The sequence below is a fragment of the Actinomadura sp. WMMA1423 genome, from assembly GCF_006547145.1.
GTDB lineage: Bacteria > Actinomycetota > Actinomycetes > Streptosporangiales > Streptosporangiaceae > Spirillospora.
The window spans coordinates 8,398,603-8,421,404 of sequence record NZ_CP041244.1 but is presented as its reverse complement, the minus strand read 5'-3'; the positions used below and the strand labels follow the sequence as shown (position 1 = coordinate 8,421,404).

Sequence of the window (22,802 nt, the reverse complement as noted above, 5' to 3'; positions counted from 1 at the left end):
GGGGACAGGACTGTCTACCGCGGAGGGCCAGCGGCATACGCGTGTCCGGCGTCGCGTCGGACCTGTCAGCTGGCATACAAACCATGTCCAAAGCACCCAAGGGCCTCGGTCTCTTCGTCGCCTCGCTGGCGGTGGTCGTGGCCGCCACGGCCGGATGCGGCACCGGTTCCTCTTCGGAGGGTTCGGACGTCGGACGGCCGTCGGCCCCGCACACCGTCTACATCCAGCCCTCGCCCTCCGTCACGGGCGTGGGCGAGACCGCGTCCGCGGCGCCGGCCACCGGCCGGCCGGAGGCCACGGCCTCCGAGTCGTCCGACACCTCGGACCCCGAGGGCATCGTCGTCGCGAAGTTCGCCGACCGGGACAAGGGCCTGTACCTCGTCCTCGCGCCGGCCGGCGCCGACATGCCCAGCCTGAAGTACCTGGCGAAGTACGACCTCCGGGACCTGAGCAAGGTCCCGTCGTACCTGCCGTACTCGGGCGACCTCAAGAAGGTGGACGTCTCCTCGGACGCGTTCGCCTCCTGCGCGCAGTACGACACGTACCCGTCCTGCGCCGACACCGCGTCCAGCACCACCGAGCGGTGATCAGCCGGTCGGCCTGAGTCGGATCCCCGGGGCGCGTCGCCCCGGGGATCATCTGTTTCCGCGTCGTGGCCGGAGCATTCGTCCTTCGCCGCGGCCGCTCCTCCGCCCGCGCGGCGGCAGGGCTTGCGGTAACCCGTCTCGGCCCTCGGGGAGCCCCCTTCAGGTTTGACGTCGCCCGACAAGGGCGGACGGTCCACAGTATGGCGGTCAATCAGGGCCGTCAGCGTGGAAGCGTCACGCGACAGACCAGATCCCAGAAGGGAGCAAAAATGGGCCAGAATGAGGACGAAAGGGTGGAGGACCTCCCCCTTCCAGCTCATATGGGGCCTCGCGAAGTGGCGGAGACGGCCTTCCGCATGGTCGGCAACCTCCGCTGCCCGGTCAAGGTCATCTTCGATGAGAGGACGGCCCTCATCGTTCGTCCGGAGTCCGTCCTGGAACAGGTGATCGTGGAGATCGAGTGCCTGTGGCCGCGCGAACGGACGCTCGAGGAGTTCGCGGAGCTCGTCCTTCGCAGGGCGCAGGTCTGGGGCATCTCCTTCGACCTTCCCGCCGACGAAATCACTGTCAGGCCTGACCAGACCTACGAAGAGGTACTCACGGCGTTGCTGAGGAAGAAGCAGGACCGGGAGCACCCCAAGCTCTGACGGCATGCGCCGCCGCCCGTGCGGGCGGTGGCGCCGAGTGAACGACCTCCGGTCCGGTGGCCCCTCGCGGCCACCGGACCGGAGGTATCTGGAGACCGGTGGGCGGACGTCAGCGGGTCGTCGTGCGGGGGCGGGGGTTGAGCGCGGCGACGAGGACGCCGGCGAGGCCCTTGGCGGAGGCGGCGAGGAACGTCGTCCAGTCGAAGTAGTCGCGCCAGAGGGTGATCTTGCCGTCGTGGACCTCGAAGGTGCCGCAGACCCAGAACTCGGCGCGCCAGGCGCGGGCCTCCAGGACGTCGGTGCGCTCGGTGAGGACGACGGGGCCGTTCGCGGCGATGTTGTGGACGCGGGCCTCGAAGCCGGTGCCGTAGCGGGTCATGGCGCGCAGGGTCTTCTCGACGGCGGCGGCGCCGCGGGCGGGCGGGAGCGGGACGTTCTGGTAGATCATGCCCGGGGCGGCGTGGGTCATGGCGCGTTCGAGGTCGAGGTCCTCGAGGGCGGCCAGGAAGTCGGTGACGATCTCGATCTCGGTCATGGCGCTACCTCCGAAGGTCGGTGGAACCACCGTAATGCGGGAGAATCGGGGGATGCAGTTCGGCGTACTGGGACCCGTCGAGGTCCGGGCGGGCGAGTCCGCCGTGCCGGTGGGCGGGCCGCTGGTGCGGGCGCTGCTGGCGATGCTCCTGCTGGACGCGGGACGGACCGTCCCGACCGAGCGGCTCATCGACGGCCTGTACGGGGAGGACCCGCCGAGCGGGGCCGCCAACGCCCTGCAGTCGCAGGTGTCGCGGCTGCGGCGGGGGCTCGGTGACGCGGGGCTGGTCGAGGGGACGCCCGCGGGGTACCGGGTCGCCGCCCGGCGCGAGGACGTCGACGTCCACCGGTTCCAGCGGCTCGTGGCCGACGCGAAGGCGGCCGGGCGGCACGAGGCGGCCGGGCTGCTCAGGGAGGCGCTCGGCCTGTGGCGGGGGCCCGCGCTGGCCGACGTGGGCGCGCCGTTCGCGGCCGGGCAGGCGGCCCGGCTGGAGGAGGACCGGGCCTGCGCCGTCGAGGCGTACGGCGAGGCGATGCTCGACGAGGACCCCGGCGCGGTCGTGCCGCTGCTGCGCGAACTGGTGGACGCGCAGCCGCTGCGGGAGCATGCGCGGGCGCTGCTCATGCGGGCGCTGCACCGGAGCGGGCGGCAGGCGGAGGCGCTCGCGGTGTTCGAGGACGGCCGCGGCGTGCTGGCCGAGGAGCTCGGCGCCGACCCGTCGCGGGAGCTCGCGGACGTCCACCTGGCGATCCTGCGCGGGGACGCCCCGGCGGCCGTCCGGCCTAACCTGCCGGCGCAGCTCACGAGCCTCGTCGGGCGGGAGGAGGAGCTGCGCAGGGTCGGCAGGATGCTCGCGGACGGGCGGCTGGTCACCCTGCTCGGGCCGGGGGGCGCGGGCAAGACGCGGCTGGCGATCGAGGCGGCGGGGCGGTACGGCGGTGAGGCGTGCTTCGCCGACCTGGCGCCCGTCTCGGGGGGCGAGGTGGCGAACACGGTGCTCGCGGCGCTCGGGCTGCGCGAGGCCGGGATGCGGCCGATGCCGGGCGAGCAGCCGCCGGACGCGGTGGAGCGGCTGGTCACGGCGCTGGAGGGGCGGCGGGTCCTGCTCGTCCTGGACAACTGCGAGCACGTCGTCGCGCCCGTCGCGGAGCTGACGCACCGGCTGCTGAGCGCGTGCCCGGAGCTGCGGGTGCTGGCGACGAGCCGGGAGGCCCTCGCGATCACCGGTGAGGCGTTGCGGCCGTTGCCGATGCTGGAGGTACCGCCGCCGGACGCGCGGGCCGAGGAGCTGCCCGCGTACCCGGCGGTGCGGCTGTTCCTGGACCGGGCGGAGGCGGTGCGGCCGGGTTTCGGGGTGGACGAGGGCAACGCCGGGGCCGTGCTGGCGATCTGCCGGGCGCTGGACGGGCTGCCGCTGGCGATCGAGCTGGCGGCGGCGCGGCTGCGGTCGCTGCCGGTGGCGGAGGTCGCGACCCGGCTGGACGACCGGTTCCGGCTGCTGTCGCGCGGCAACCGGACGGCGCCGCCTCGCCACCAGACGCTCCGGGCCGTCGTGGAGTGGAGCTGGGACCTGCTGGACGAGGCCGAGCAGACCCTCGCGCGGCGGCTGACGGTGTTCGCCGGGGGGCTCACGCTGGAGGCGGCGATGGGCGTGTGCGGCCTGGGCGACGCCGACGACCTGCTGGTGGAGCTGGCCGACAAGTCGCTGGTGCAGAGCGACGGGTCCCGGTACCGCATGCTCGACACCGTGCGGGCGTTCTGCGCCGAGCAGCTCGTCCGGGCCGGTGAGATGGAACGGTTCGAACGGGCCCACGCCGAGTACTTCGCCGGCCTCGCCCAGCGCGCGGAGCCCCACCTGCGGGGCGCCGAGCAGCTGGAGTGGCTGGGGCTGCTGGCCGCCGACCACGGCAACCTCCACGCGGCGCTGCGGCGGTGCGTGCGGGCCGACCCGGCGCTGGCCCTGCGGATCATCGCGCCGCTGTCGTGGTACTGGTGGCTGCGGGGACGCGTCGAGGGAGCGCCGCTGGCGTCGGAGCTGCTGGAGGCGGTCGGCACCGGACCGCCGGAGGGGCTCGCCGAGGAGTACGTCCTGTGCGTCACGAACGCGGTGTCGGGCGGCGCCACGGGCGAGCGGGCGGTGGCGTGGCTCGACCGGGCCGCGGGGCTCCTGCGCGGCATCGACGGCCCGCTGCGGTACCCGGCGGTCATCGTGCTGTGGGCGCTGACGGCGGGCCCGGAGCGGACGGACCAGGAGGTCTTCGAGCGGCAGGTCGGCGACGACCCGTGGTGCCGCGCGCTGATGTGGATGAGCGAGGGGTTCCTGGCGCAGTTCAACGGCGACCTGGCCGAGGTGGAGAGGTCGTGCGGGGAGGCGGTGCGCGGGTTCCGCGCCTGCGGGGACCGCTGGGGCACCGCCAACTCGCTCGACCCGCTCGCGCAGCTCGCCGACCGGCGCGGCGACCGGGAACGGGCCCTCGCGCTGCTGGACGAGGCGCTGGAACTGGTCGGCGAGCTCGGCGCGCTGGAGGACACCGCCGACCTGCTCTACCAGCGCGCCGCCGTCCACATCCACGCGGGCGACCTGGAGGCGGCGCGGGCGGACTACGAGCGCGGCGTCGAGCTGGCCCGCCGGGCCGGCACCCCCGACAAGATCGCCGGGGGCTGCAAGGGGCTCGGGGAGGTCGCGCGGCTGCGCGGGGACGCCGCCGAGGCCCGCCGGATGTACGAGGCGGCGCTGAACCGCTACTCCTCCGAGCGCTTCATCGCCGCCGGCGTGCGGGGCTCGGCGCTCGTCGGGCTCGGGTGGCTCGCGGCGGACGAGGGCGACGCCGCGGGGGCCGAGGCGCTGTTCCGCGAGGCGGTCGACATGTCGTTCGACCACCCGATCTTCGACTACCAGGCGGACGCGGCGACCGCGATGGCTGGCCTGGCCGCCGGGGCGGGCGACGGGGAGCGCGCGGCGCTGCTGCTCGGCGCAGGCAGGGCGCTGCGGGGCGTCGCGGTGGCGGGCGACCCCGACATCGAGCGCGTCTCGGCGCGGGCGCGGGCGCTGCTCGGCGACGACGCCTACGAGGCGGCCTACGCGCGGGGCGCCGCGCTCCCGCGCGAGAAGGCGTTCGCCCTGCTCACCGGCGGCTGACCGGCCGCCGCCCGGGCTGTCAGCGGGCGGTGCGCGGACGGTCAGCGCGGACCGCGAACCTCACGGGCATGAACTCCTCAGCCCGCAAATGGGGCACCTTCGCGATCTGCCTCCTCGTCGCGCTCGTGCCGAACATCGACCTGACCGCGCTGAACCAGGCCGTCCCGCACCTGTCGGCGGACCTGCACCCCTCGGGCACGCAGATCCTGTGGATCGCCGACGCCTACGGGTTCGCGCTCGCCGGCCTGCTGATCACCATGGGCGGCATCGGCGACCGCATCGGCCACAAGAGGCTGCTGCTGATCGGGACCGCGGTCTTCGCCGCCGCGTCCGCCGTGACGGCCTACGCGCCGAGCGCCGAACTGCTGATCGCCGCCCGGGCGCTGCTCGGGGTCGCCGGGGCGACGCTGATGCCGTCCTGCCTGTCGCTGCTGCGCCGCGCGTTCACCGAGCCGAAGGAGCGGACGATGGCGGTCGGCGCGTTCAGCGGCATCGCCGGGCTCGCCGTCGGGCTCGGCCCGGTGATCGGCGGCGCCCTGCTCGACCACTTCTGGTGGGGCTCGGTGTTCATGATCAACGTGCCGCTGATGGCGGTGGCGCTGGTGGCGGGCGCGGTCGTCCTGCCCGAGTCGCGCAACCCCGCCCCCGGCCGCCTCGACCTGCTCAGCGTGCCGCTGTCGGTCCTCGGCGTCCTCGGCCTCGTCTACGCGATCAAGGAGGCCGCCGCGCACGGCGTCGACGAGCTCCAGGTCCCGGTGGCGGCGCTGGTCGGCGCCCTCTCGCTCGCCGCGTTCCTCGTCCGGCAGGCGCGGGTGGCCGAGCCGCTGATCGACATCCGGCTGTTCCGCCGCGCCGCGTTCTCCGGCTCGATCGGCACCAACATGTTCGCGATGTTCGCCCTGGTCGCCCAGTCGCTGATCTTCTCGCTGTTCTTCCAGCTCGCGCTCGGCTGGTCGCCGCTGAAGGCGGGCCTGGCGGGCCTGCCCGGCGCCGCGGGCGCCATGATCGGCGGCGCCGCGCTCGCCCCGCCGCTGATCGGCGCGCTCGGCCGCGCCCGCGTCGTCGCCCTGGGCATGCTGGTCTCCGCCGGCGGCTTCGTCCTCTTCGCCACGATCGGCCTGGACACCTCCTACTGGGCGATGGTCCCGGCGATGCTGCTGTCGGGCATCGGGATGGGCCTCGGGATGACGGTCACCGCCGACACCGTCCTCGCCTCGGTCCCGAAGGACCGCTCCGGCGCCGCGTCCGCGATCTCCGAGACGGGCCTCGAACTCGGCGGCGCGCTCGGCATGGCCGTCCTCGGAAGCGTCCTGAACGCGGTGTACCGGGGCGTCCTCGACCTGCCCGCCGGCGTGCCCGCCCCGGCCGCCTCCGCCGCCCGCGACTCCCTCGGCGGCGCGCTCCAGACCGCCGCGAACCTGCCCGGCGCGCTCGCCGCCGAGGTCGCCGCCGCCGCCCGCAACGCCTTCGTGGACGGCATGCACGCCGCCCTGGCCTGCAGCGCCGCCCTCGCCGTCCTGGTCGCCCTGTTCGCCCTGATCACCCTCCGAAACGTCCCCAAGGTCATCACCGAGAACGAGGAGCCCGCCCCCGTCACGGTCGCTTGACCCGCCGCGGCTGAACGGTCCCGCCCGAAAAGGCGGGACCGCAGCGCTTTTCGCATCCTGAACGGGTTCGCGCTCCCGAGCGACAGGGCGATGCGACGGCTCCCGGGCCGCCTCCGGCCGACGTCTTCACCGGAGGAGGCGCGACGGCGAGTGGCGGCGCAAGATTGAACCCCGGCGCCTTTGCAGACGGAGGCGATCATGCCTGATGGTTCGAGTTCCGGACGCCGCTGGCCTTCTGGCACCTTCCTCGGCCGGCTTCCGGAAGATCACAGGTCGGACCTGCTGAGAGCGGGGCAGTTCCGAGCCTTCCCGGCGCGCCACGTCCTCGTCCGGCAGGGTGATCCGACCGCTTCGGTCTGGCTGCTTCTGGATGCACTGGTCAAGGTCACCGCGCGGACCGAGAACGGGCGGCAGGCGCTGCTCGCGCTCCGGGTGAGCGGGGACCTGATCGGAGAGATGGCCGCTCTGGACGGCGCACCGCGTTCGGCGACGGTCATCACGTGCGGCAGGGTGACCGTGAGCCAGATCCGCGGGCCGGTCTTCCTGGAGTTCCTCCGGCGCAGACCCGCAGCCGCCCTGGCGCTCACCCATATGACCAGTGAGCGCCTGCGGTGGTCCAACCAGCGACGCCTGGACTTCGCGAGCTACGACGCGTCCAGATGTCTGGCGCGCGTCCTGCTGGCCCTCGCTGAGCGCCACGGCATCCCCGTCTCCACGGGAACGGACCTGGGGATACCGCTGACCCAGGCGGAGATCGGGGGGCTGATCGGGGCCAAGGAGAACACGGTCCACAAGGCGCTGCGCGAACTGGCGGCCCTCGATCTCGTGAGCAGTCCGGGACGGCGCCGTCTGGTCATTCATGACCTGCGAAGGCTCGCGGCCTACGCGGACCTTCCCCTCCGGCGTCCGTGCGACCCCCCAGACGATCTTCGCTGAGGCCTGATTTATCAGGCCTCGCCTTCCAGGTCGCGACCGACCCTGGACGTCGGAACCGATCCAGGGAGGCACGATGACCCGCAGGCCCGTTCCCGAGCACCGGGTGCTCGTCACCGCCGACATCGAGGACTACAGCAGCCGCAACGACGCTGAGCAGAGAGTCCTGCAGAGCGCGCTCGGCGACTCACTCGACGCCGCGGCCGACAGGGCGGAGCTCAACCGGCAGGCATGGCTGAGGCAGCTGGGCGGGGACGGCGTCTTCGCCGTCCTGCCGAGGGAAGCCGACGTCGCGGTGCTCATGGACCTCTTCATCCGCGAGCTGGACGCCGCCCTCGGCGTCCACAACCGCAGGCGGGCCGACGATCACTGGTCGAGGATCCGCCTGCGCCTGGCCGTACACGTCGGGCCGATCCACACGGACGGGGCGATCGGATGGCCGGGGCAGCACGCGGTCCTCCCCGCGCGCCTCCGGGACTCCGCCCCCGTGCGCACCGCGCTGGCGGCACTGCCCGACGCGGATCTCGCGGTGATCGTCTCGACCGAGGTCTACCGCGACTTCATCACGCAGGGCCCGGGCGAACCACGCCCGTCCGACTTCCGCTCCGTCCATGTGCGGGTGAAGAAGCAGGAGTACGACGCGTACCTCTACGTGCCCCGTTTCGACATTCACGACATCCCGTTGCCGGACGAGGAGGGCCCGGAGACCCCCGGCCCGGAGAACGACGTCCCAGGGAAAGACGGCCCGGCCCAGGATCGCCCCGCCCACACCGGTACGGCGGAGTCTCCCGGCGCTGCCGCCGACCGTCGGCTGGCCGTGGGCCGCGACTACATCGGCACGCAGCGAATGAAGGTCAGCGGGCACGGCACTCTCCATTCGGCCCACCGTGACATCAACATCGGGAGGGAACGAGACAGATGAGTGACGCAGGACCCGAAACCCCCAGAGCCGCGCCCCCAGAGCCCGCGTCGCCGGCCCCCACCGATGCGGGAGCGACGCCCTCACCGGACCCCGGCGGGCACGACGCCTCCCCTGAGTCCGCGGGTGCCGAACGAGGTCCCGCAGTGCCCGACGGCCGTCGCTTCGACCAACAGGTCGCCGAGGACGAACGCGAGGAGCGGCTGCGGCGGGAGAGCCTGCGTTCTCTCGAAGAAGGCGGACTGGGGACGGTCGCCGGGCGCGACTGGATCGGCAGGGTCTCGTACGAGGCCTCGGGCAACGGCGCACTTCATAACGCTCAGCGGGACCTCTACGTCTTCGAGGGCGCCAAGGAAGAGCGGCCCGTCCGGATCTGGTACATGCCGAAGAAGGCGGCCGAGCGCCTCGTCCCGGACAACCTCGCCTCGATCCCCTCACTGCCCGGGCTCCAACGGGCTCTGGAGCACTCTTCGGTGGTGCACGTGCGCGGAACGGAAGGGACGGGACGCATGACCGCCGCGCTTGCGGCGCTGCTTCAGTGGTGCCGCCCGGCGCCCGCGGCCGGCGCCGGAGAGGAACCGCCCGTCGGCGTCCTCCAGGTGGAGGGCTCTCTCGCCTTGGTCCGCGCGACGGACCTGCGTCCCCGTCACGGATACGTCATCGAGGTCGGAGAGGTCGACCGGGGCCGGAGGCTGGACGCGGAACTTCCGGGCCTCGAGAGCCTCGCCCTCAAGAGGGACTGCCGCCTTGTGCTTCTCGTCCCCGCTCAAGGGCCGGCGCCGTTCGGCACCGTGATCGAGCACCGGCCTCCCGGCGCCGTCGAGGTCTTCAGACGATGGCTCGACCGCGAGGCGCTCGCCTACGGAATCGAGCGGCGCACGCTCGCCGGGCCGGCGCTGCGGGCCGTCGAGGGGCTGCTGGCCGAGGAGACGTCGCCATGCAAGGCCGTCGACCATGCCTGCCGGCTGGTCCGCGGCCTGGCGGAGGGCAGGGCGGCCGAGGAGGTGATCGCCGAGTTTCCCGACCGGGTCCGCGAGGAGGTTCGGCTGCGGCTGTCGGAGCGGCGGCCCATCCTCGGCCGCTGCTTCATGGCGAGCGTGGCCGTCCTGCACGGGATGAAGGAGACCACGGTCTCGCAGGCGGCGCTCGATCTCGCCCAACAGATCGACGCCGCCTGGAAGCGGGAGGACGGGAGGCGCCCGCTGCCCACCTGGGAGGACCTCCAGACTTGGCTGGACCTTGCGGGGGCCGTCGCCCGCCCGATGCCGACGGGCGGCGGCCGGCTGGTGGCACTGCGGCAGCGGACGCGGGCGGGCACGACCCTCCAGGTCCTGTGGGAGGAGCAGCCCACCATTCGCGAGCCGCTCATGGCCTGGCTGGACCGGCTCGCCCACAGACCCGAGACCGCGATCAGAGCGGCCCACGCGGTGGGGCTGCTCGCGACGTTCGACTTCGACACGGTCGACGAGCGGTTCATCCGCCCCTGGAGCAAGTCCGCGGCGCGGCAGGACCAGCGCCTGGCGGCATGGGTCCTGGAGGCAGCGGCGCGGGAGCCGGCGCTGGAGAGCCGGGTGCGCGAGCACCTGCTCCGGCTGTCTCGGGGCACTCGCGGGGAAGTGCTGGTGGCGATCCGGGCGCACGGCTCCCACCTCGGCGCCGGCGATCTCACCGATGCGCTGAAGGTGTTCGGGACGGCGTCCCGGCGATTCAGCCGGGACACCGCCGACGCCGTCGCCGCATCCCTCTCGTTCCTGTACTCGGCGAAGACGGCGACGGAGATCACCGGCGCACTTGCGGACTGGGCGGTGAGCGAGCACTCGGGAAGCCGCCTCACCGCGGCGACCGTGTTCCTGCGCATCGCCGCGCCGCGATCCCGTCCCGGACGTCCGGACCTCATCGAGATCGCACGGCGGGGCGAGGCCGCCGGTCGCATCGCGCGCCTCTGGCAGCACGCGCTGCTGCTCCGCGCCGTCGAGCCCTCCGGCCGTGAGCGGCCCGCGGCTCCGGAGGCCTGGGGGCTGTTCGCCCGTTGGATGGTCGCCTACGGGGAGGCCCCCGAACTCCGGTCGGTGATCGAACAGGTCGTCAGCGGCGGCGGGGCGGAGGCGGGCGGGCTGAGGGCCGCGTTCCGCCTGCACGCTCGGCTCCTGCTCCACCGCGGCGCCATCACGCGGACCGCGTACCACCGGTTGCTTCGGCTCGTCCCTGCCCAGCACCAGACACGGAGTTGAAAAGCAGATGTGGTTGATCAAGCACCAGTACACCTCCCAGGCCCCCGACTCTCCAACGTCGGCCGCAGCGTCCGAGCCCGAGCACTTCACCGTTCCCGCACAGGGCGGCGCGTTCGACTTCACCGCCACCGCCCACTGCACCGGCGTAACCGCCGGGTGGCGGATCGGCCTCCGGCGGGACGGCGTCGGCGAGGTGGAGCGCATGCTGGAGACGGTTCGCCTCGCCGTACGCGAGACCGCCCGCCGGTTCCCGGTCTTCGAGGCCGCGAGGGCGGAGGAGGCCGCCAACCGCAACGTCTCCGACCGGCTCGCCGAGATGGCGGCGGAGCCGGACGGCCCCCGCACGTGGACGGTACGGGTGGAGCTGCGACCGCCCGACGAGGTGCTCGACGCGATGCGCGAGAGCGCCCTCGACCGGTACAGGATCGAGGCCAAGGCGGAGGCCGACGCGCTCCGGCTGAAGAAGACCGACGACCTCCGTGTCCGGTGGCAGCGCTTCCTGGAGGAGAGCGCGGCCAATCCCACGGCCCGGTACGCCGTGCGGCTCACCCAGGAGCCGCACCAGGCCGCGGAGACCCTCGGCACGCTTCAGAAGGAGCGGCGCGAGAGCGCCGAAGAACTCCTCGAGCACGTGACCAGGCTCGCCGAGGCGCTGCAGTCGGCCGACATCCTCGGGCTCGTGGTCAACAGCGAGACCGTCCTGCGCAAGACCCTCGCGCTGATGGGCGTGCGGATGGCGCCGATCGACGACGACTCGCCGCTCGTACCGGCCGACGAGACCGTCTAGCGCGAAACCACATCTTGCCATTGACAAGTTCGCAGTCCCGACGCCGCAGGCTCGGCCGAGTTGTTCAAGCGGACCTTTTGGACACTTTCGGCCTGGAGTGACCACAGGTCCCTGTACGCCTACTCCGCGGCCGAGCCCCACGTTTCCACGATGCGCCGCAAGCGTGCCGTGATGCGCGACTCGACGTTCGTCTTCTGGGAGACAAAGGCCGCCGACGTGCCCATCGGCTGGCCCGAGGCCCAGCGGCGGATAGCCGAGGACGACGAGGCGAAGGCGGGGTCCGGTCAGGAGTGACGCCTCGCCAGTCCCATCATCGAGCGGTCCCTCGGCGGACGTGATCGCCAGGAGACCACTCGGCGCCCACCGAGCATCCTCTTCCGAGCCTCCGCAAAAATGTGATATCACTTTGCTATGTCGGTGATAACCAAGGAGAGGGAGGACGGGATGGTGGACGCGGGGGCGGTGGTGGACATGCCACGGCCGAAGATCAGTGAGCGGGCGGCGGCGGACCGCAGTGGGTGGGGGATGCTCGGGGCGGCGCTCGTCCTGGTCCTCGCGGGGGCGGCCGCGGTCGTCGGCGGGGTGGCGGCGGGCGGGACCGGCGCCATCGCGGTGGGCGTCGTCGCCGGGTCGCTGCTGGGGGTGGCCGGGCTGATCGTCTCGGTGGGGCTGACGGCGGTGGCGCCCGGGGAGGCGCGGGTGCTGCAGCTGCTCGGGCGGTACAAGGGGACCGTCCGCAACGACGGGCTGCGCTGGGTGAACCCGCTGACGGAGCGGCGGAAGGTGTCGACGCGGATCCGCAACCACGAGACCGGGCTCGCCAAGGTCAACGACCTGGACGGGAACCCGATCGAGATCTCGGCCGTGGTGGTGTGGCAGGTGGCCGACACCGCGCGGGCCGTGTTCGAGGTGGACGACTTCGTGGAGTTCGTGGCGTTCCAGACCGAGGCGGCCGTCCGGCACATCGCGGGCAGCTTCCCCTATGACGCCCACGACCGGACGTCGCTGCGCGACAATGCCGACGAGATCACCGGGCAGCTGTCGGACGAGCTGGCGCAGCGGGTCGCGTCCGCCGGCGTGAAGATCATCGAGTCGCGGATCACCGGGCTGGCCTACGCGCCGGAGATCGCGCAGGCGATGCTGCGCCGGCAGCAGGCGGGCGCGGTGGTGGCGGCGCGGCAGCGGATCGTGGAGGGCGCGGTCGGCATGGTGCAGCTCGCGCTCGACCGGCTGGACGAGGAGAACGTGGTCGACCTGGACGAGGAGCGCAAGGCGGCGATGGTCAGCAACCTGCTCGTGGTGCTGTGCGCCGACCGGGACGCCCAGCCGGTGGTCAACGCCGGCTCCCTCTACCAGTGACCGCCGCGACCGGTGGCGGAGCGCAAGAAGATCCTGCTGCGGCTCGACCCTGCCGTGCACGACGCACTGGCCCGGTGGGCGGCCGACGAGCTGCGCAGCACCAACGCGCAGATCGAGTTCCTGCTGCGCAAGGCGCTCGCGGACGCGGGGCGGATGCCGGGATCGGCGGGACGGATGCGAGGGCCCGGGCGGCCGCGCAAGGCCCGGGACGAGGACCAGGACGGCCCGCCGGAGGGCGGGAACGAGGGGAACCCGCCGGAGGGCGGGGGCGAGGATTAGCCATGGTCGATGTTCCGGACTCGCTGCCGGCGCGGATGTACCTGCTGGCCTACGACCTGCGCAAGCAGCGGATGACCAGGGGCGGGACGCGGCTCGGCTACGTGCTGCGGGCCGCCGCCCTCACCGAGCTGTACCTGGACGGGCGGCTCGGCGAGGAGCGGCGCAGGCCCGTCCCGGGGACGCCGGGCGACGACCCGTACGGGGTGCTCGCGCAGATCGCGGCGTCGCGGCCCCGGTCGTGGCAGCACTGGGTGCGCAAGGACGCACGGTCCATCGTGCCTACGGTCCGCGAGGAGCTGGCGCGGGGCGGCTGGATCAGGGTCCGCTCGCGGCGGGTGCTCGGGCTGTTCCCGCACCAGGACGTCACCGTGAAGGACCCGCGGGTGGTGAAAGCGCTGTGGGGCGGCGCGTCGTCGGCGCTGCGGGGGCGGCCGGTGGCGCACGTGAACAGCTACGACGCCGCGGCGGTGGCGCTGGCGGCGGCGGGCGAGCTGAAGACCGTCCTGCCGGGGGCCGACCGGCGGCGGCACCGGCGGCGGATCGAGGAGCTGACGGCCCGGACGGGGCCGGCGGCGGTCGCGGTCCGCAAGGTGATCCGGCAGATGAACGCGGCCGCGGCCGGGGGTTGAGCCGCGGCCGCACCGGCCGGCGCGAGGCGGGCAAGTGCGGGTTCCTACAAGGTCCCGGACGCCGAACTTGTATCGGGCCCCAGCGGCGGCCGGGCGGCGCGCACCATAGCCTGCTCGGACATGGATCCCGAACGCCTGATTTATCCCCTCATGAAGCACGTGGTCATGGGCCCCGCGATGCGTCTGGCCTTCCTGCCGAGCGTGAGCGGCCTGCGGCACGTCCCGCGGCTCGGACCGGTGATCCTCGCGGCGAACCACCTGGCGTTCCTCGACTCGTTCGTGCTGCCGCTGATGGTGCCGCGGCGGGTCCACTTCCTCGGCAAGCACGAGTACTTCACCGGGGCGGGCGTGCGGGGCCGCGCCACGGCGACGTTCTTCCGCAGCGTCGGGGCGATCGCGGTCGACCGGTCGGGCGGCCGGGCCGCGCTCGACGCTCTCGACACCTCGGCGGCGGTGCTGGAGGGCGGCGGCGCGTTCGCGATCCACCCCGAGGGCACGCGGTCGCCGGACGGGCGGCTCTACCGCGGCCGGACGGGCGTGGCGCGCCTGGCGATGCGGACCGGGGCGCCCGTCGTCCCGGTGGCGATCGAGGGGACCGACAAGGTGCAGCCCCGGGGGCAGGCCGTCCCCCGTCCGGGCCGGATCGGGCTGCGCATCGGCGCGCCGATGGACTTCCGCGGCCGGGACGCGGGCGTGCCGCGCGGCCGGGCCGCGCGGGAGGTCACCGACGAGATCATGGAGGCGATCCAGCGGCTGTCGGGCCAGGAGTACGTGGACGACTACGCGCCGAGGCCCGCCGAGCAGCGCTGACCGCCCGTCCCCATGTTTCAGTTTTGCCCGTGGGGCACAGTCATGGGGACGGATGGAGATGATGTGGAAATCACCATGGACCTCGTGCTTCCGCGGGACGTCGCCAGCGTTCCGGCGACGCGAAAGCTCCTGGACGCGGCCCTCGCCGCGCTCGGTGTCGAGGGCCACATCCGCGACGACATCGAGATGATGCTGACCGAGGCGTGCACCAACGTGATCAAGCACGCCGAGCACGGCGCGGACTACACCGTGCGGGCGATGATCCAGGACCGGCGCTGCGTGATCAAGGTGATCGACTCGGGCACGGGGTTCGACGCCGCCCACATCCCGCAGCCCGACCCGTCCGCGGAGAACGGGCGCGGTCTGATGATCATGGAGGCGCTGGCCGACGACGTCCGGTTCTCCTCGTTCCCCGAGGACGGAGCGCTGGTCGCGCTGGAGAAGCGCCTCGCCTACGGCGAGGACAGCCTGGGCGGGCTCCTCACCGCCGACAGCGAGGTCCAGAGCGGGAACGGCTCGCGGCCCGGCACGGACGAGCGGCTCGCGGCCCGGCTGTTCGAGATGGCGCGGGCGGGCGACACGCGCGGGATCCTGTCGCACGTGGACGCCGGGGTGCCGGTGAACCTGTCCGACCACCGCGGCGAGACCCTGCTGATGCACGCGGCCTGCCACGGGCATCCGGAGACGGTCCGGGCGCTTGCGCTGCACGGAGCCGACCCGGACCGGGCCAACGACCTCGGCCACCGCCCGCTGGCGGGGGCCGTCTTCAAGCGGGAGACCGAGGTCGTGCGGGCCCTGCTGGAGGCGGGGGCCGACCCGCGGGCGGGATCGCCGTCGGCCCACGACACCGCGCGCCTGGTGGGCGACACCGAACTGCTCGCGTGGTTCGAGGAGGCCGCTCCCCCGCCCGCGTGAGCCCCGCCCGCGCGGGCGCTCAGCGCCGGACGCGCAGCACCAGCAGCGCCACCAGCAGCGCGGCCGCGGCGAAGCAGGCGCCGGTCGCGAACGCCGCGTCCATCCCGTCGGCGACGTCAGCGAGGCCGCGGCCGGACGCGGCGGATCCGTAGACCGTCACCATGACCGCCGAGCCCAGCGATCCGCCCGACCACAGCATGGTCTGCGCCACCCCGGCCGCCGCGCCGGACTGCTCCGGCTCGACGCTGCCCAGGATCGTCGCGTTCAGCGGCAGGATCGACAGGCCGCCGCCCGCGCCCATCAGGACGAACGGCGCCAGCAGCGCGCCGGCGTAGCCGTCCCCCGGGGACAGGCGCGACAGCCACAGCAGCCCGGCGCCGACGAGGAGCGCCCCGGCGACGACGAGCGGGCGGGCGCCGAGGCGGGCCAGCAGCCGCGGCGCGGTCCGCACGACGACGAACTGCGTCCCCACCATCGGCACGAACGCCGCCCCCGCGCGCAGCGGCCCGTACCCGAGCACCTGCTGGAGGTACTGGGTGAGGAAGAAGAACGAGCCGAACATGGCGGCCGCCAGGCACAGCTGGGTCAGGTAGGAGGCGGCCCGGTCGCGGCCCGTCAGCAGCCACAGCGGCATGAGCGGGCGGCGGGCGCGGGCCTCCACGGCGACGAAGGCGGCGAGCAGGGCGGCCGCCGTCCCGAACGCCGCGACCGCCCGGCCGTCGTCCCAGCCGCTCGCCCCCACCCGGATCAGCGCGTAGACGAGGGCGGTCATGCCGGCGGTCGAGACGACGGCGCCGAGGACGTCGAAGCGGCCGGGGCGGCGCGGCGTCTCGGCGAGGACGCGCGGCGCGGCCAGCGCCAGCACCACGCCGACCGGGACGTTGACGAAGAACACCCAGCGCCAGGACCCGGCCTCCGTCAGCACCCCGCCGACGATCATGCCGACGGCGGCGCCCGCGCCGGTCACGGCCGAGAAGACGCTGAGCGCGCGGACGCGGGCGGCGCCCTCGAAGTTCGTGGCGATCAGCGCCATCGCGCTCGGCGCCGCGACGGCGGCGGCGACGCCCTGCGCGGCGCGGGCGGCCAGCAGCCACCAGCCCGCCTCCGCGAACCCGCCGGCCAGGGAGGCGGCGGTGAACAGCGCGATCCCGGCGGTGAAGGTGCGGCGGCGCCCGAACACGTCCCCCGCACGCCCGCCGAGCAGGAGCAGGCCGCCGAATGCGAGCATGTAGGAGTTCTGTATCCAGGCGAGGCCCCCGGTGCCGAGGCCGAGGCCCGCCCGGACGTCGGGGAGCGCAATGGTGACGACGGAGGTGTCCAGCCCGATCATGAGCTGGCAGCCGACGATGACGGCGAGGACGGTTCCTGCACGATGATGGAGGGGCGGCGCGGCCTTGCCGGGAGGTGTCGACTCCCGGGGCACGGCCGTCCGCCCGCTGGCTGCGGTCAAGGCGAACCTTTCCGGAGATAAGGAACGGCGAAGTACACTATGTGGGGAACGTACCACCGATGCGCACGAAAGAGAACGATAGCGTTCACTATTTTCGGGATCGTGCCGTGAGTCCTGCGAACCCCGGGCCCGCCGCGGCCGGAGAGGCCCCCGCGACCCGCCGCCGCGGCGGCGACCTGGAGGCGGCGATCTACGACGCCGTGTTCGCCCAGTTGGAGGCCGTCGGCTACCGCAGGCTGACCATGGAGGGCGTCGCCACCGGCGCCCGCACCGGCAAGGCCGCCCTCTACCGGCGCTGGCGGTCCAAGGACGAACTGATCACCGACGCGCTCAAGCACGTCCTGCCCGAGCCGCCGACCGCCCCGGAGACCGGCTCGCTGCGCGAGGACATGATCCAGATCCTGGGCTGCCTGCGCGACACGCTGCTCGCCTGCCGCGGCGCCGCGTTCCGGGTGCTCAAGACCGAGGCCGAGGAGGGCATGGGCCTCGTCCACGACGTGGTGCGCGACCGGCTGTCCCGGCCCGTCCGCGACCTGCTCTTCCAGGCGCTCCGCGAGGCCGCCGAGCGCGGGGAGATCCGGCCGGAGGCGGCGACCCGGCGGGTCGCGAACGTGGGCCCGGCCGTGATGGTCTACCAGAACCTCACCGAGGGCGGCCCGATCACCGACGAGTACCTGGCCTCGCTCGTCGACGAGGTGCTGCTCCCCATCACCCGCCCCTGACGAAGGACAGGGTGCGCGGCGGCCGTTCGTCCATGATCGGAAGGGGGCCGCGACCGCGAGGCTGAGGGGATGCGATCACCTGTGTCCCGCCGCGTGCTCCCGGCCGCGGCCGTCGCCCTCGCGCTGTCCGCGTGCGGCACCTCCGTCCACGCCGCGAAGACGTCCGCCGACGCGCCCGCGACCTTCGATCTGCCGCGCCCGACCGGTCCGCACCAGGCCATCGGGACGACGGAGCTGCACCTCGTGGACGCCGGGCGTCCCGACCCGTGGGTGCCCGGCCGGACCCGCGAGCTGATGGTCGGCGTCTGGTACCCGGCCGCGACGGGCTCGGGAACGACGGCACCGTACCTGCGGCCCGGGGTCGCGCGGGTACTGTCCGAGGTCGACGCGCTGGGGGTGTTCAAGGCGGGGACGGTCGACTGGGCGGGCGCCCGCACCCACGCGGCCGAGGGCGTCCCCGCCGACGCCCGCCGCATGCTGCCCGTCGTGCTGTACTCCCCCGGCTTCGGCGTCCCGCGCGCGCTCGGCACCACGCTCGCCGAAGAGCTGGCCGGCCGCGGTTACGTGGTGGTCACCGTGGACCACACCTACGAGACGGCCCCGGTCGAGTTCCCCGGCGGGCGCGTCGAGCCGCAGCGCCTGCCGCCGCAGGGCCCCGAACGGCTGAAGACCGCGCTGGACGCGCGCGTGAAGGACACGCGGCTCGTCCTGGACCGGCTCGCCGCCCTGCGGGACGGCCGCAACCCCGACGCCGAGGGACGGCCCCTCCCCCGCGGTCTGGGACGGACGCTCGACCTGTCCCGCGTCGGCATGGTCGGGCACTCCGCGGGCGGCATCGAGGCGGCCGAGGCCATGCGCACCGACCGGCGGGTGGACGCGGGCATCGACATGGACGGCACCATGCAGTACGCGGACGACGACTTCGTGGAGGTGGCCAGGACCGGGCTCGACCGGCCGTTCATGCTGATGGGGGCCGCCACGGGCGGCTCCCCGCAGACGCACCGGACCAGCCCGTCCTGGGGGTCGTTCTGGAGCCGCTCGACCGGCTGGAAGCGCGATCTGAACGTGCCCGCCGCGAGCCACTACTCCTACACCGACGTCCAGGCCTTCCTGCCCGAGCTGGACGAGGCGCTCGACATCCCGGCCGAGGACCGGGCCGCCCTCGTCGGGACGGTCGACCCGGGACGCATGACGGCGGCGGTGCGGGCCTACGTCACGGCGTTCTTCGACCGGGCGCTGCGCGGGCGGCACCGTCCGATCCTGGACCGCCCGTCGGCCCGCCACCCCGACGTCCGGTTCGTCAGCTGACCAGGCCGTGCGCGCCCTCGCCGTCGGGGAGGATGAGCTGGCGGCGGGGGTAGGGCATCTCGATGCCCTCCTTGGCGAAGCGGCGGTGCAGCCGCTTGACGAACTCGTGCTTCAGGCGGAACTGGTCGCCGAACTCGTCGGTCCGCAGGATCACGGTGAAGCCGATCGACGAGTCGCCGAAGGTGTGGAAGCGCACCAGCGTCTCGGCGTCCTTCACGCCGCCCTGGACCTCGTTCATGACCTCCTGGCCGACCTCCACGACCACGCTCTCGACGCGCTCCAGGTCGCTCTCGTAGGCCACGCGGGCCTGGATCAGCAGCGACATGTCCTCGGCGGGGCGGTGGTAGTTGGTGAGGATCGTGTCGGAGAACCGCTGGTTCGGGATGACCTCGATGTTGTCCGACAGGGTCCGGATGGAGGTGTTGCGCCAGTTGATGTCGACGACGTACCCCTCCTGGCCGCTGCTCAGCTTGATGTAGTCGCCGGGCTCGATCGTCTTGGACGCAAGGACGTGCACGCCCGCGAAGAGGTTGGCCAGGGTGTCCTGGAGGGCGAGCGCGACCGCGAGGCCGCCCACGCCCAGGGCGCCGAGCAGCGGCGAGATCGAGATCCCGAGGCTCTGGAGCATCACCAGGATGCCGACGCACAGCACCACGACCCGGGTGATGTTGGCGAAGATCGTCACATTGGCCGCGACGCCCTGGCGGGCCAGCGCGATCGAGGTGACCGAGCCCGCGATCAGGCGCGCCATCGCCAGCGAGACGATGAAGATGGCGGCGGCCGTGAGCACCTTCGCGATCACGTCCAGCGTGCCCCGAGGCAGTTCCAGGACTCTGGCCGCGCCCCACAGGCCGAGCAGCACCGAGACGGGCACCGCCAGGTCCTTGACCAGGCGGGCGGCCAGGTCGTCCCACGCCCAGCGGGTGTCGCCCGCGCGCCGGAACAGCCGGCCGGTCAGCAGCCGCAGGATCACCGCGATCCCGACCGCCGCCACCAGCACGGCGGCGGCGCCCACGCCCCGCTGCCAGCTCAGATCGCCCAGGTGAAGAGCCATGACGCGGAAGATTCCTCCTCTGTCCGGCGGCGGAGCCGCATGCAAAAGATCCCGATTTGCGGAGTTAGCGTCCACGATCGTAGTGAAGACCGGGCGCCCTGCGAGGCACATCACGGGACATGTGGCCGCCGAGCCCGCCGACCTGCCGGTTACGATCGATCAAGTGGTGACTGTGGGAGTGATGCGCCGGCTCGGGGTCACGGCGCTGGGACTGCGGAACGGCCCCCACCGGGTGACGGTCGAGCGCGACCTGGAGGTGCCCGCCGCCGACGGCGTGACGCTGCTGGCCGACCGGTACTCGCCCGCCGGCGTCGAGAGGGCGCCGACGGTGCTGGTCCGCTCGCCCTACGGTCGGCGCGGGCCGTTCGGCCTCATGTGCGGGCAGGGGTTCGCCTCGCACGGGTTCCAGGCCGTGGTGCAGAGCGTGCGCGGCGGCTTCGGGTCCGGCGGCGTCTTCGAGGCCCTGGACGAGCGCGAGGACGGCCTCGCCACCATCGACTGGCTGACGTCGCAGCCGTGGTTCGGCGGGACGTTCGCGATGCACGGGCCGAGCTACCTCGGCTACGTCCAGTGGGCCGTCGCCGCCGAGGCCGGACCCGAACTGAAGGCCCTGTCGATGCAGGTCACGGCGTCCACCTTCCGGGACGCCGTGAACGTGGGCGGCACCTTCGCGCTGGAGTCGGCGCTCATCTGGGTCGACCTGACCGCCCGGATGAAGCACTCCCTGTCGGGCATCACGACCGGCATCATGTCGCCGCGCCGGGCCCGCCGCGCCACCCTGTCGGGGCGCCCGCTGGCCGAGCTGGACCGGCTCGCGACCGGCGGGCAGCAGCGCTTCTTCCAGGACCTGCTGGTCAACGGCCCCGACACCCCGTTCTGGGACAAGCGCGACTTCAGCACCACCGTCTCGCAGGTGACCGCACCGGTGAACATGACGGGCGGCTGGTACGACATCTTCCTGCCCTGGCAGATGAAGGACTACGCGGCCCTGCGCGCCGCGGGCCGGCGCCCCTACCTGACGATCGGCCCCTGGTTCCACGCCGACCAGCGCATGATGCGCGGCTCGATCAGCGACGCCATCGCCTGGTTCCGCGCCCACCTGCTGGACGACCCGTCCGGCCTGCGCGACCAGCCCGTCCGAATCTTCGTCACCGGCGCCGACGAGTGGCGCGAGTTCCCCGACTGGCCCGTCCCCGGCATGCGGGAGGAGCGCTGGCACCTCCAGCCGGCGGGAGCCCTGTCGCCCGGCTCGCCGCGGGAGTCCGAGGCCGACCGCTACCGCTACGACCCGAACCACCCGACACCGTTCCTCGGCGGCCCCACCCTGCTGGGCGAGACGCACCCGTCCACCGACCAGCGGCGCCTGGAACGCCGCCGCGACGTGCTGACCTACACCTCGGCCGTCCTGGACGACGACCTGGAGGTCATCGGCCCGGTCACCGCCGACCTGCACATCCGCTCGAACCGGGAGCACACCGACTTCGTCGTGCGGCTCTGCGACGTCACGCCCGAGGGCGAGTCGCTCAACCTCTGCGAGGGCATGCGCCGGCTCGTCCCCGGCTCCCCGGAGCCCTCCGAGGACGGGGTCCGCCACGTCGCCATGGAGCTCTGGCCGGTCGGCCACCGCTTCAAGCGGGGCCACCGCGTCCGCGTGCAGGTGGCCAGCGGGGCCTACCCCCGGGTGGCCCGCAACCCCGGCACCGGCGCGCCCATCGGCACGGCCACCGAGATGCTCACCGCCGACCAGGAGATCTTCCACGACCCCGGGCGGCCGTCCTCGATCACACTGCCGATCGTGTCCGGCGAGGTCAGCCCCGGCGGGACCTGAGCGCCTCCAGGGCCTTGTCGGCGTGGGCGTTCATGCGGATCTCGCTCCTGACGACCGCGAGGACGCGGCGGTCGGTGTCGATCACGAACGTCTGGCGCTTGGTCGGCATGAGCGCCAGGGAGCGCTTGACGCCGAACCGCGCGCGGACCTCGCCCGACGGGTCCGACAGCAGCGGGTAGCCGAGGGAGTGCCGGTCGGCGAACTCCTTCTGCTTGGCGACCGGATCGGCGCTGATGCCCACCGGGTGGGCGCCCGCCTCCGCAAGCTCGGCGACCACGTCGCGAAAGCGGCACGCTTCGGCGGTGCAGCCGGGGGTCATGGCCGCCGGGTAGAAGAACAGGACGACCGGGCCCTCCGCCAGCAGGCCGGACAGGGTGCGCACCTCGCCCGTCTCGTCGGGGAGCTCGAAGTCGTCGACGACGTCACCGGGGTTCATGGCTCGAACCTAGCCGAGGAGGGCGGTGATCTCCCCGGCGGCCCAGTGCCCGCGGGCGCCGGGACGTTCCGCGAGGTAGGCGCCCGCGCGGGCGGCGGACCAGCCGTGCGCCTCGCGCAGGCCGCGGCCGAGCATCGCCAGGTAGGGCGCGGTGGGCGCGTTCGGGGGATGCGGCTCGGACGAGGTGAAGGTGAGCATGGGGCGGCCCGCGTGCTCCCCCACCTTCAGGACGGTCTCGTAGCGGCCGGGGCCGAGGCGCTGGCGGCCGCGCTCGACGGCCTCGCCGAGATCATGGTCGGCGCCGACCTCCCGGCGCATCTCCTGGGAGAGGACGTCGCAGAACTGGCGGCGGGTGAGCAGGTAGGCGCGGGCGGCGGCGCGCCCGGGGAGCTCCGGGTCGTAGAAGGCCATGCCGCCGCCCCAGGTCAGGGACGTCAGCGCGAAGTAGATGCCGCCGGGGACCGTGACCGGGCGCTCGGCCCGGGCGGGACGGGGGTCGCGGCAGCCCGTGTAGTGGCGGGCCCCGCCGCTCGGCCGCCCCCCGGCCAGGTAGCAGCGGAACCTGTCCCGGAACAGGTTCGAGCCGTAGGCCACGTACCAGATCGGTTCGTCGTCCATCTTCCCGAG

General features: G+C 73.5%; 22 protein-coding genes. 17 read left to right on the top strand and 5 right to left on the bottom strand.

Annotation, left to right across the window (positions count from 1 at the left end; translation table 11 throughout):
- Nucleotides 1-83: 83 nt before the first annotated feature.
- Both FKD65_RS38885 and FKD65_RS38880 read left to right on the top strand, forming a co-directional pair.
- Nucleotides 84-587 carry a hypothetical protein gene (locus tag FKD65_RS38885; RefSeq protein ID WP_141584325.1) on the top strand — a complete coding sequence of 168 codons (504 nt, stop codon included), beginning with the start codon at nt 84-86 and terminating at the stop codon, nt 585-587.
- 269 nt (nt 588-856) lie between these two features.
- Nucleotides 857-1,234: a hypothetical protein gene (locus FKD65_RS38880; RefSeq protein ID WP_141584323.1), complete on the top strand. Its 378-nt coding sequence runs from the start codon at nt 857-859 to the stop codon at nt 1,232-1,234.
- A 109-nt stretch (nt 1,235-1,343) separates the two neighbouring features.
- On the opposite strand, the gene FKD65_RS38875 is transcribed toward FKD65_RS38880, so the two are convergent.
- Complete coding sequence (locus FKD65_RS38875; RefSeq protein WP_141584320.1) at nt 1,344-1,769, bottom strand: limonene-1,2-epoxide hydrolase family protein; 426 nt, start codon at nt 1,767-1,769, stop codon at nt 1,344-1,346.
- A 52-nt stretch (nt 1,770-1,821) separates the two neighbouring features.
- On the opposite strand from FKD65_RS38875, the gene FKD65_RS38870 reads away from it, so the two are divergent.
- The 12 genes from FKD65_RS38870 to FKD65_RS46745 all read left to right on the top strand — a co-directional run bounded on the left by FKD65_RS38870 (nt 1,822) and on the right by FKD65_RS46745 (nt 15,377).
- Nucleotides 1,822-4,908, top strand: coding sequence for a BTAD domain-containing putative transcriptional regulator (locus FKD65_RS38870; RefSeq protein WP_205718415.1), 3,087 nt, complete (start codon nt 1,822-1,824; stop codon nt 4,906-4,908).
- 68 nt (nt 4,909-4,976) lie between these two features.
- Entirely contained in the window at nt 4,977-6,515 is a 1,539-nt protein-coding gene (locus FKD65_RS38865) for an MFS transporter (protein WP_141584316.1), read from the top strand.
- 180 nt (nt 6,516-6,695) lie between these two features.
- On the top strand, nt 6,696-7,451 hold the full coding sequence (locus tag FKD65_RS38860; RefSeq protein WP_240809823.1) for a Crp/Fnr family transcriptional regulator: 756 nt from the start codon (nt 6,696-6,698) through the stop codon (nt 7,449-7,451).
- Between the two features lie 73 nt (nt 7,452-7,524).
- Nucleotides 7,525-8,370 (top strand): hypothetical protein, encoded by an 846-nt coding sequence (locus tag FKD65_RS38855; RefSeq protein ID WP_141584311.1) that lies wholly within the window; start codon nt 7,525-7,527, stop codon nt 8,368-8,370.
- Between the two features lie 143 nt (nt 8,371-8,513).
- On the top strand, nt 8,514-10,598 hold the full coding sequence (locus tag FKD65_RS38850) for a hypothetical protein (RefSeq protein ID WP_141584309.1): 2,085 nt from the start codon (nt 8,514-8,516) through the stop codon (nt 10,596-10,598).
- 7 nt (nt 10,599-10,605) lie between these two features.
- The gene (locus FKD65_RS38845; protein WP_141584307.1) at nt 10,606-11,385 is read left to right on the top strand and encodes a hypothetical protein; all 780 of its coding nucleotides are present in this window, start codon (nt 10,606-10,608) and stop codon (nt 11,383-11,385) included.
- Between the two features lie 150 nt (nt 11,386-11,535).
- Nucleotides 11,536-11,679: a hypothetical protein gene (locus FKD65_RS45945; RefSeq protein ID WP_240809822.1), complete on the top strand. Its 144-nt coding sequence runs from the start codon at nt 11,536-11,538 to the stop codon at nt 11,677-11,679.
- A 117-nt stretch (nt 11,680-11,796) separates the two neighbouring features.
- The gene (locus tag FKD65_RS38835; protein ID WP_240809821.1) at nt 11,797-12,744 is read left to right on the top strand and encodes an SPFH domain-containing protein; all 948 of its coding nucleotides are present in this window, start codon (nt 11,797-11,799) and stop codon (nt 12,742-12,744) included.
- Nucleotides 12,745-12,756: 12 nt separating this feature from the next.
- Entirely contained in the window at nt 12,757-13,023 is a 267-nt protein-coding gene (locus tag FKD65_RS38830; protein WP_141584302.1) for a hypothetical protein, read from the top strand.
- A 2-nt stretch (nt 13,024-13,025) separates the two neighbouring features.
- Nucleotides 13,026-13,652: a GPP34 family phosphoprotein gene (locus FKD65_RS38825; protein WP_141584300.1), complete on the top strand. Its 627-nt coding sequence runs from the start codon at nt 13,026-13,028 to the stop codon at nt 13,650-13,652.
- A gap of 120 nt (nt 13,653-13,772) precedes the next feature.
- Nucleotides 13,773-14,462: a 1-acyl-sn-glycerol-3-phosphate acyltransferase gene (locus tag FKD65_RS38820; RefSeq protein ID WP_205718414.1), complete on the top strand. Its 690-nt coding sequence runs from the start codon at nt 13,773-13,775 to the stop codon at nt 14,460-14,462.
- Nucleotides 14,463-14,525: 63 nt separating this feature from the next.
- Nucleotides 14,526-15,377, top strand: coding sequence for an ATP-binding protein (locus FKD65_RS46745; protein ID WP_368367173.1), 852 nt, complete (start codon nt 14,526-14,528; stop codon nt 15,375-15,377).
- 19 nt (nt 15,378-15,396) lie between these two features.
- Here FKD65_RS46745 and FKD65_RS38810 read toward each other — a convergent pair whose 3' ends face one another.
- Nucleotides 15,397-16,827 carry an MFS transporter gene (locus tag FKD65_RS38810; protein WP_240809820.1) on the bottom strand — a complete coding sequence of 477 codons (1,431 nt, stop codon included), beginning with the start codon at nt 16,825-16,827 and terminating at the stop codon, nt 15,397-15,399.
- A gap of 107 nt (nt 16,828-16,934) precedes the next feature.
- Here FKD65_RS38810 and FKD65_RS38805 point away from each other — a divergent pair, with 107 nt between their 5' ends.
- A complete protein-coding gene (locus FKD65_RS38805; RefSeq protein WP_205718413.1) occupies nt 16,935-17,549 on the top strand; it encodes a TetR/AcrR family transcriptional regulator in 615 nt (204 codons plus the stop codon).
- A 69-nt stretch (nt 17,550-17,618) separates the two neighbouring features.
- Nucleotides 17,619-18,857, top strand: a complete 1,239-nt coding sequence (locus tag FKD65_RS38800; RefSeq protein WP_205718412.1) for a lipase — start codon at nt 17,619-17,621, stop codon at nt 18,855-18,857.
- Here FKD65_RS38800 and FKD65_RS38795 read toward each other — a convergent pair.
- Entirely contained in the window at nt 18,850-19,911 is a 1,062-nt protein-coding gene (locus tag FKD65_RS38795) for a mechanosensitive ion channel family protein (protein WP_141584296.1), read from the bottom strand. The two genes, FKD65_RS38800 and FKD65_RS38795, sit on opposite strands and share 8 nt — an antisense overlap.
- Before the next feature lie 163 nt (nt 19,912-20,074).
- Between FKD65_RS38795 and FKD65_RS38790 the strand changes: the two genes are divergently transcribed.
- Nucleotides 20,075-21,739, top strand: a complete 1,665-nt coding sequence (locus FKD65_RS38790; protein WP_368367172.1) for a CocE/NonD family hydrolase — start codon at nt 20,075-20,077, stop codon at nt 21,737-21,739.
- Here FKD65_RS38790 and FKD65_RS38785 read toward each other — a convergent pair.
- Both FKD65_RS38785 and FKD65_RS38780 read right to left on the bottom strand, forming a co-directional pair.
- Nucleotides 21,720-22,175 carry a peroxiredoxin gene (locus tag FKD65_RS38785; RefSeq protein ID WP_141584294.1) on the bottom strand — a complete coding sequence of 152 codons (456 nt, stop codon included), beginning with the start codon at nt 22,173-22,175 and terminating at the stop codon, nt 21,720-21,722. The two genes, FKD65_RS38790 and FKD65_RS38785, sit on opposite strands and share 20 nt — an antisense overlap.
- Nucleotides 22,176-22,184: 9 nt before the next feature.
- Complete coding sequence (locus tag FKD65_RS38780; RefSeq protein WP_141584292.1) at nt 22,185-22,793, bottom strand: histone deacetylase; 609 nt, start codon at nt 22,791-22,793, stop codon at nt 22,185-22,187.
- Nucleotides 22,794-22,802 lie beyond the last annotated feature (9 nt).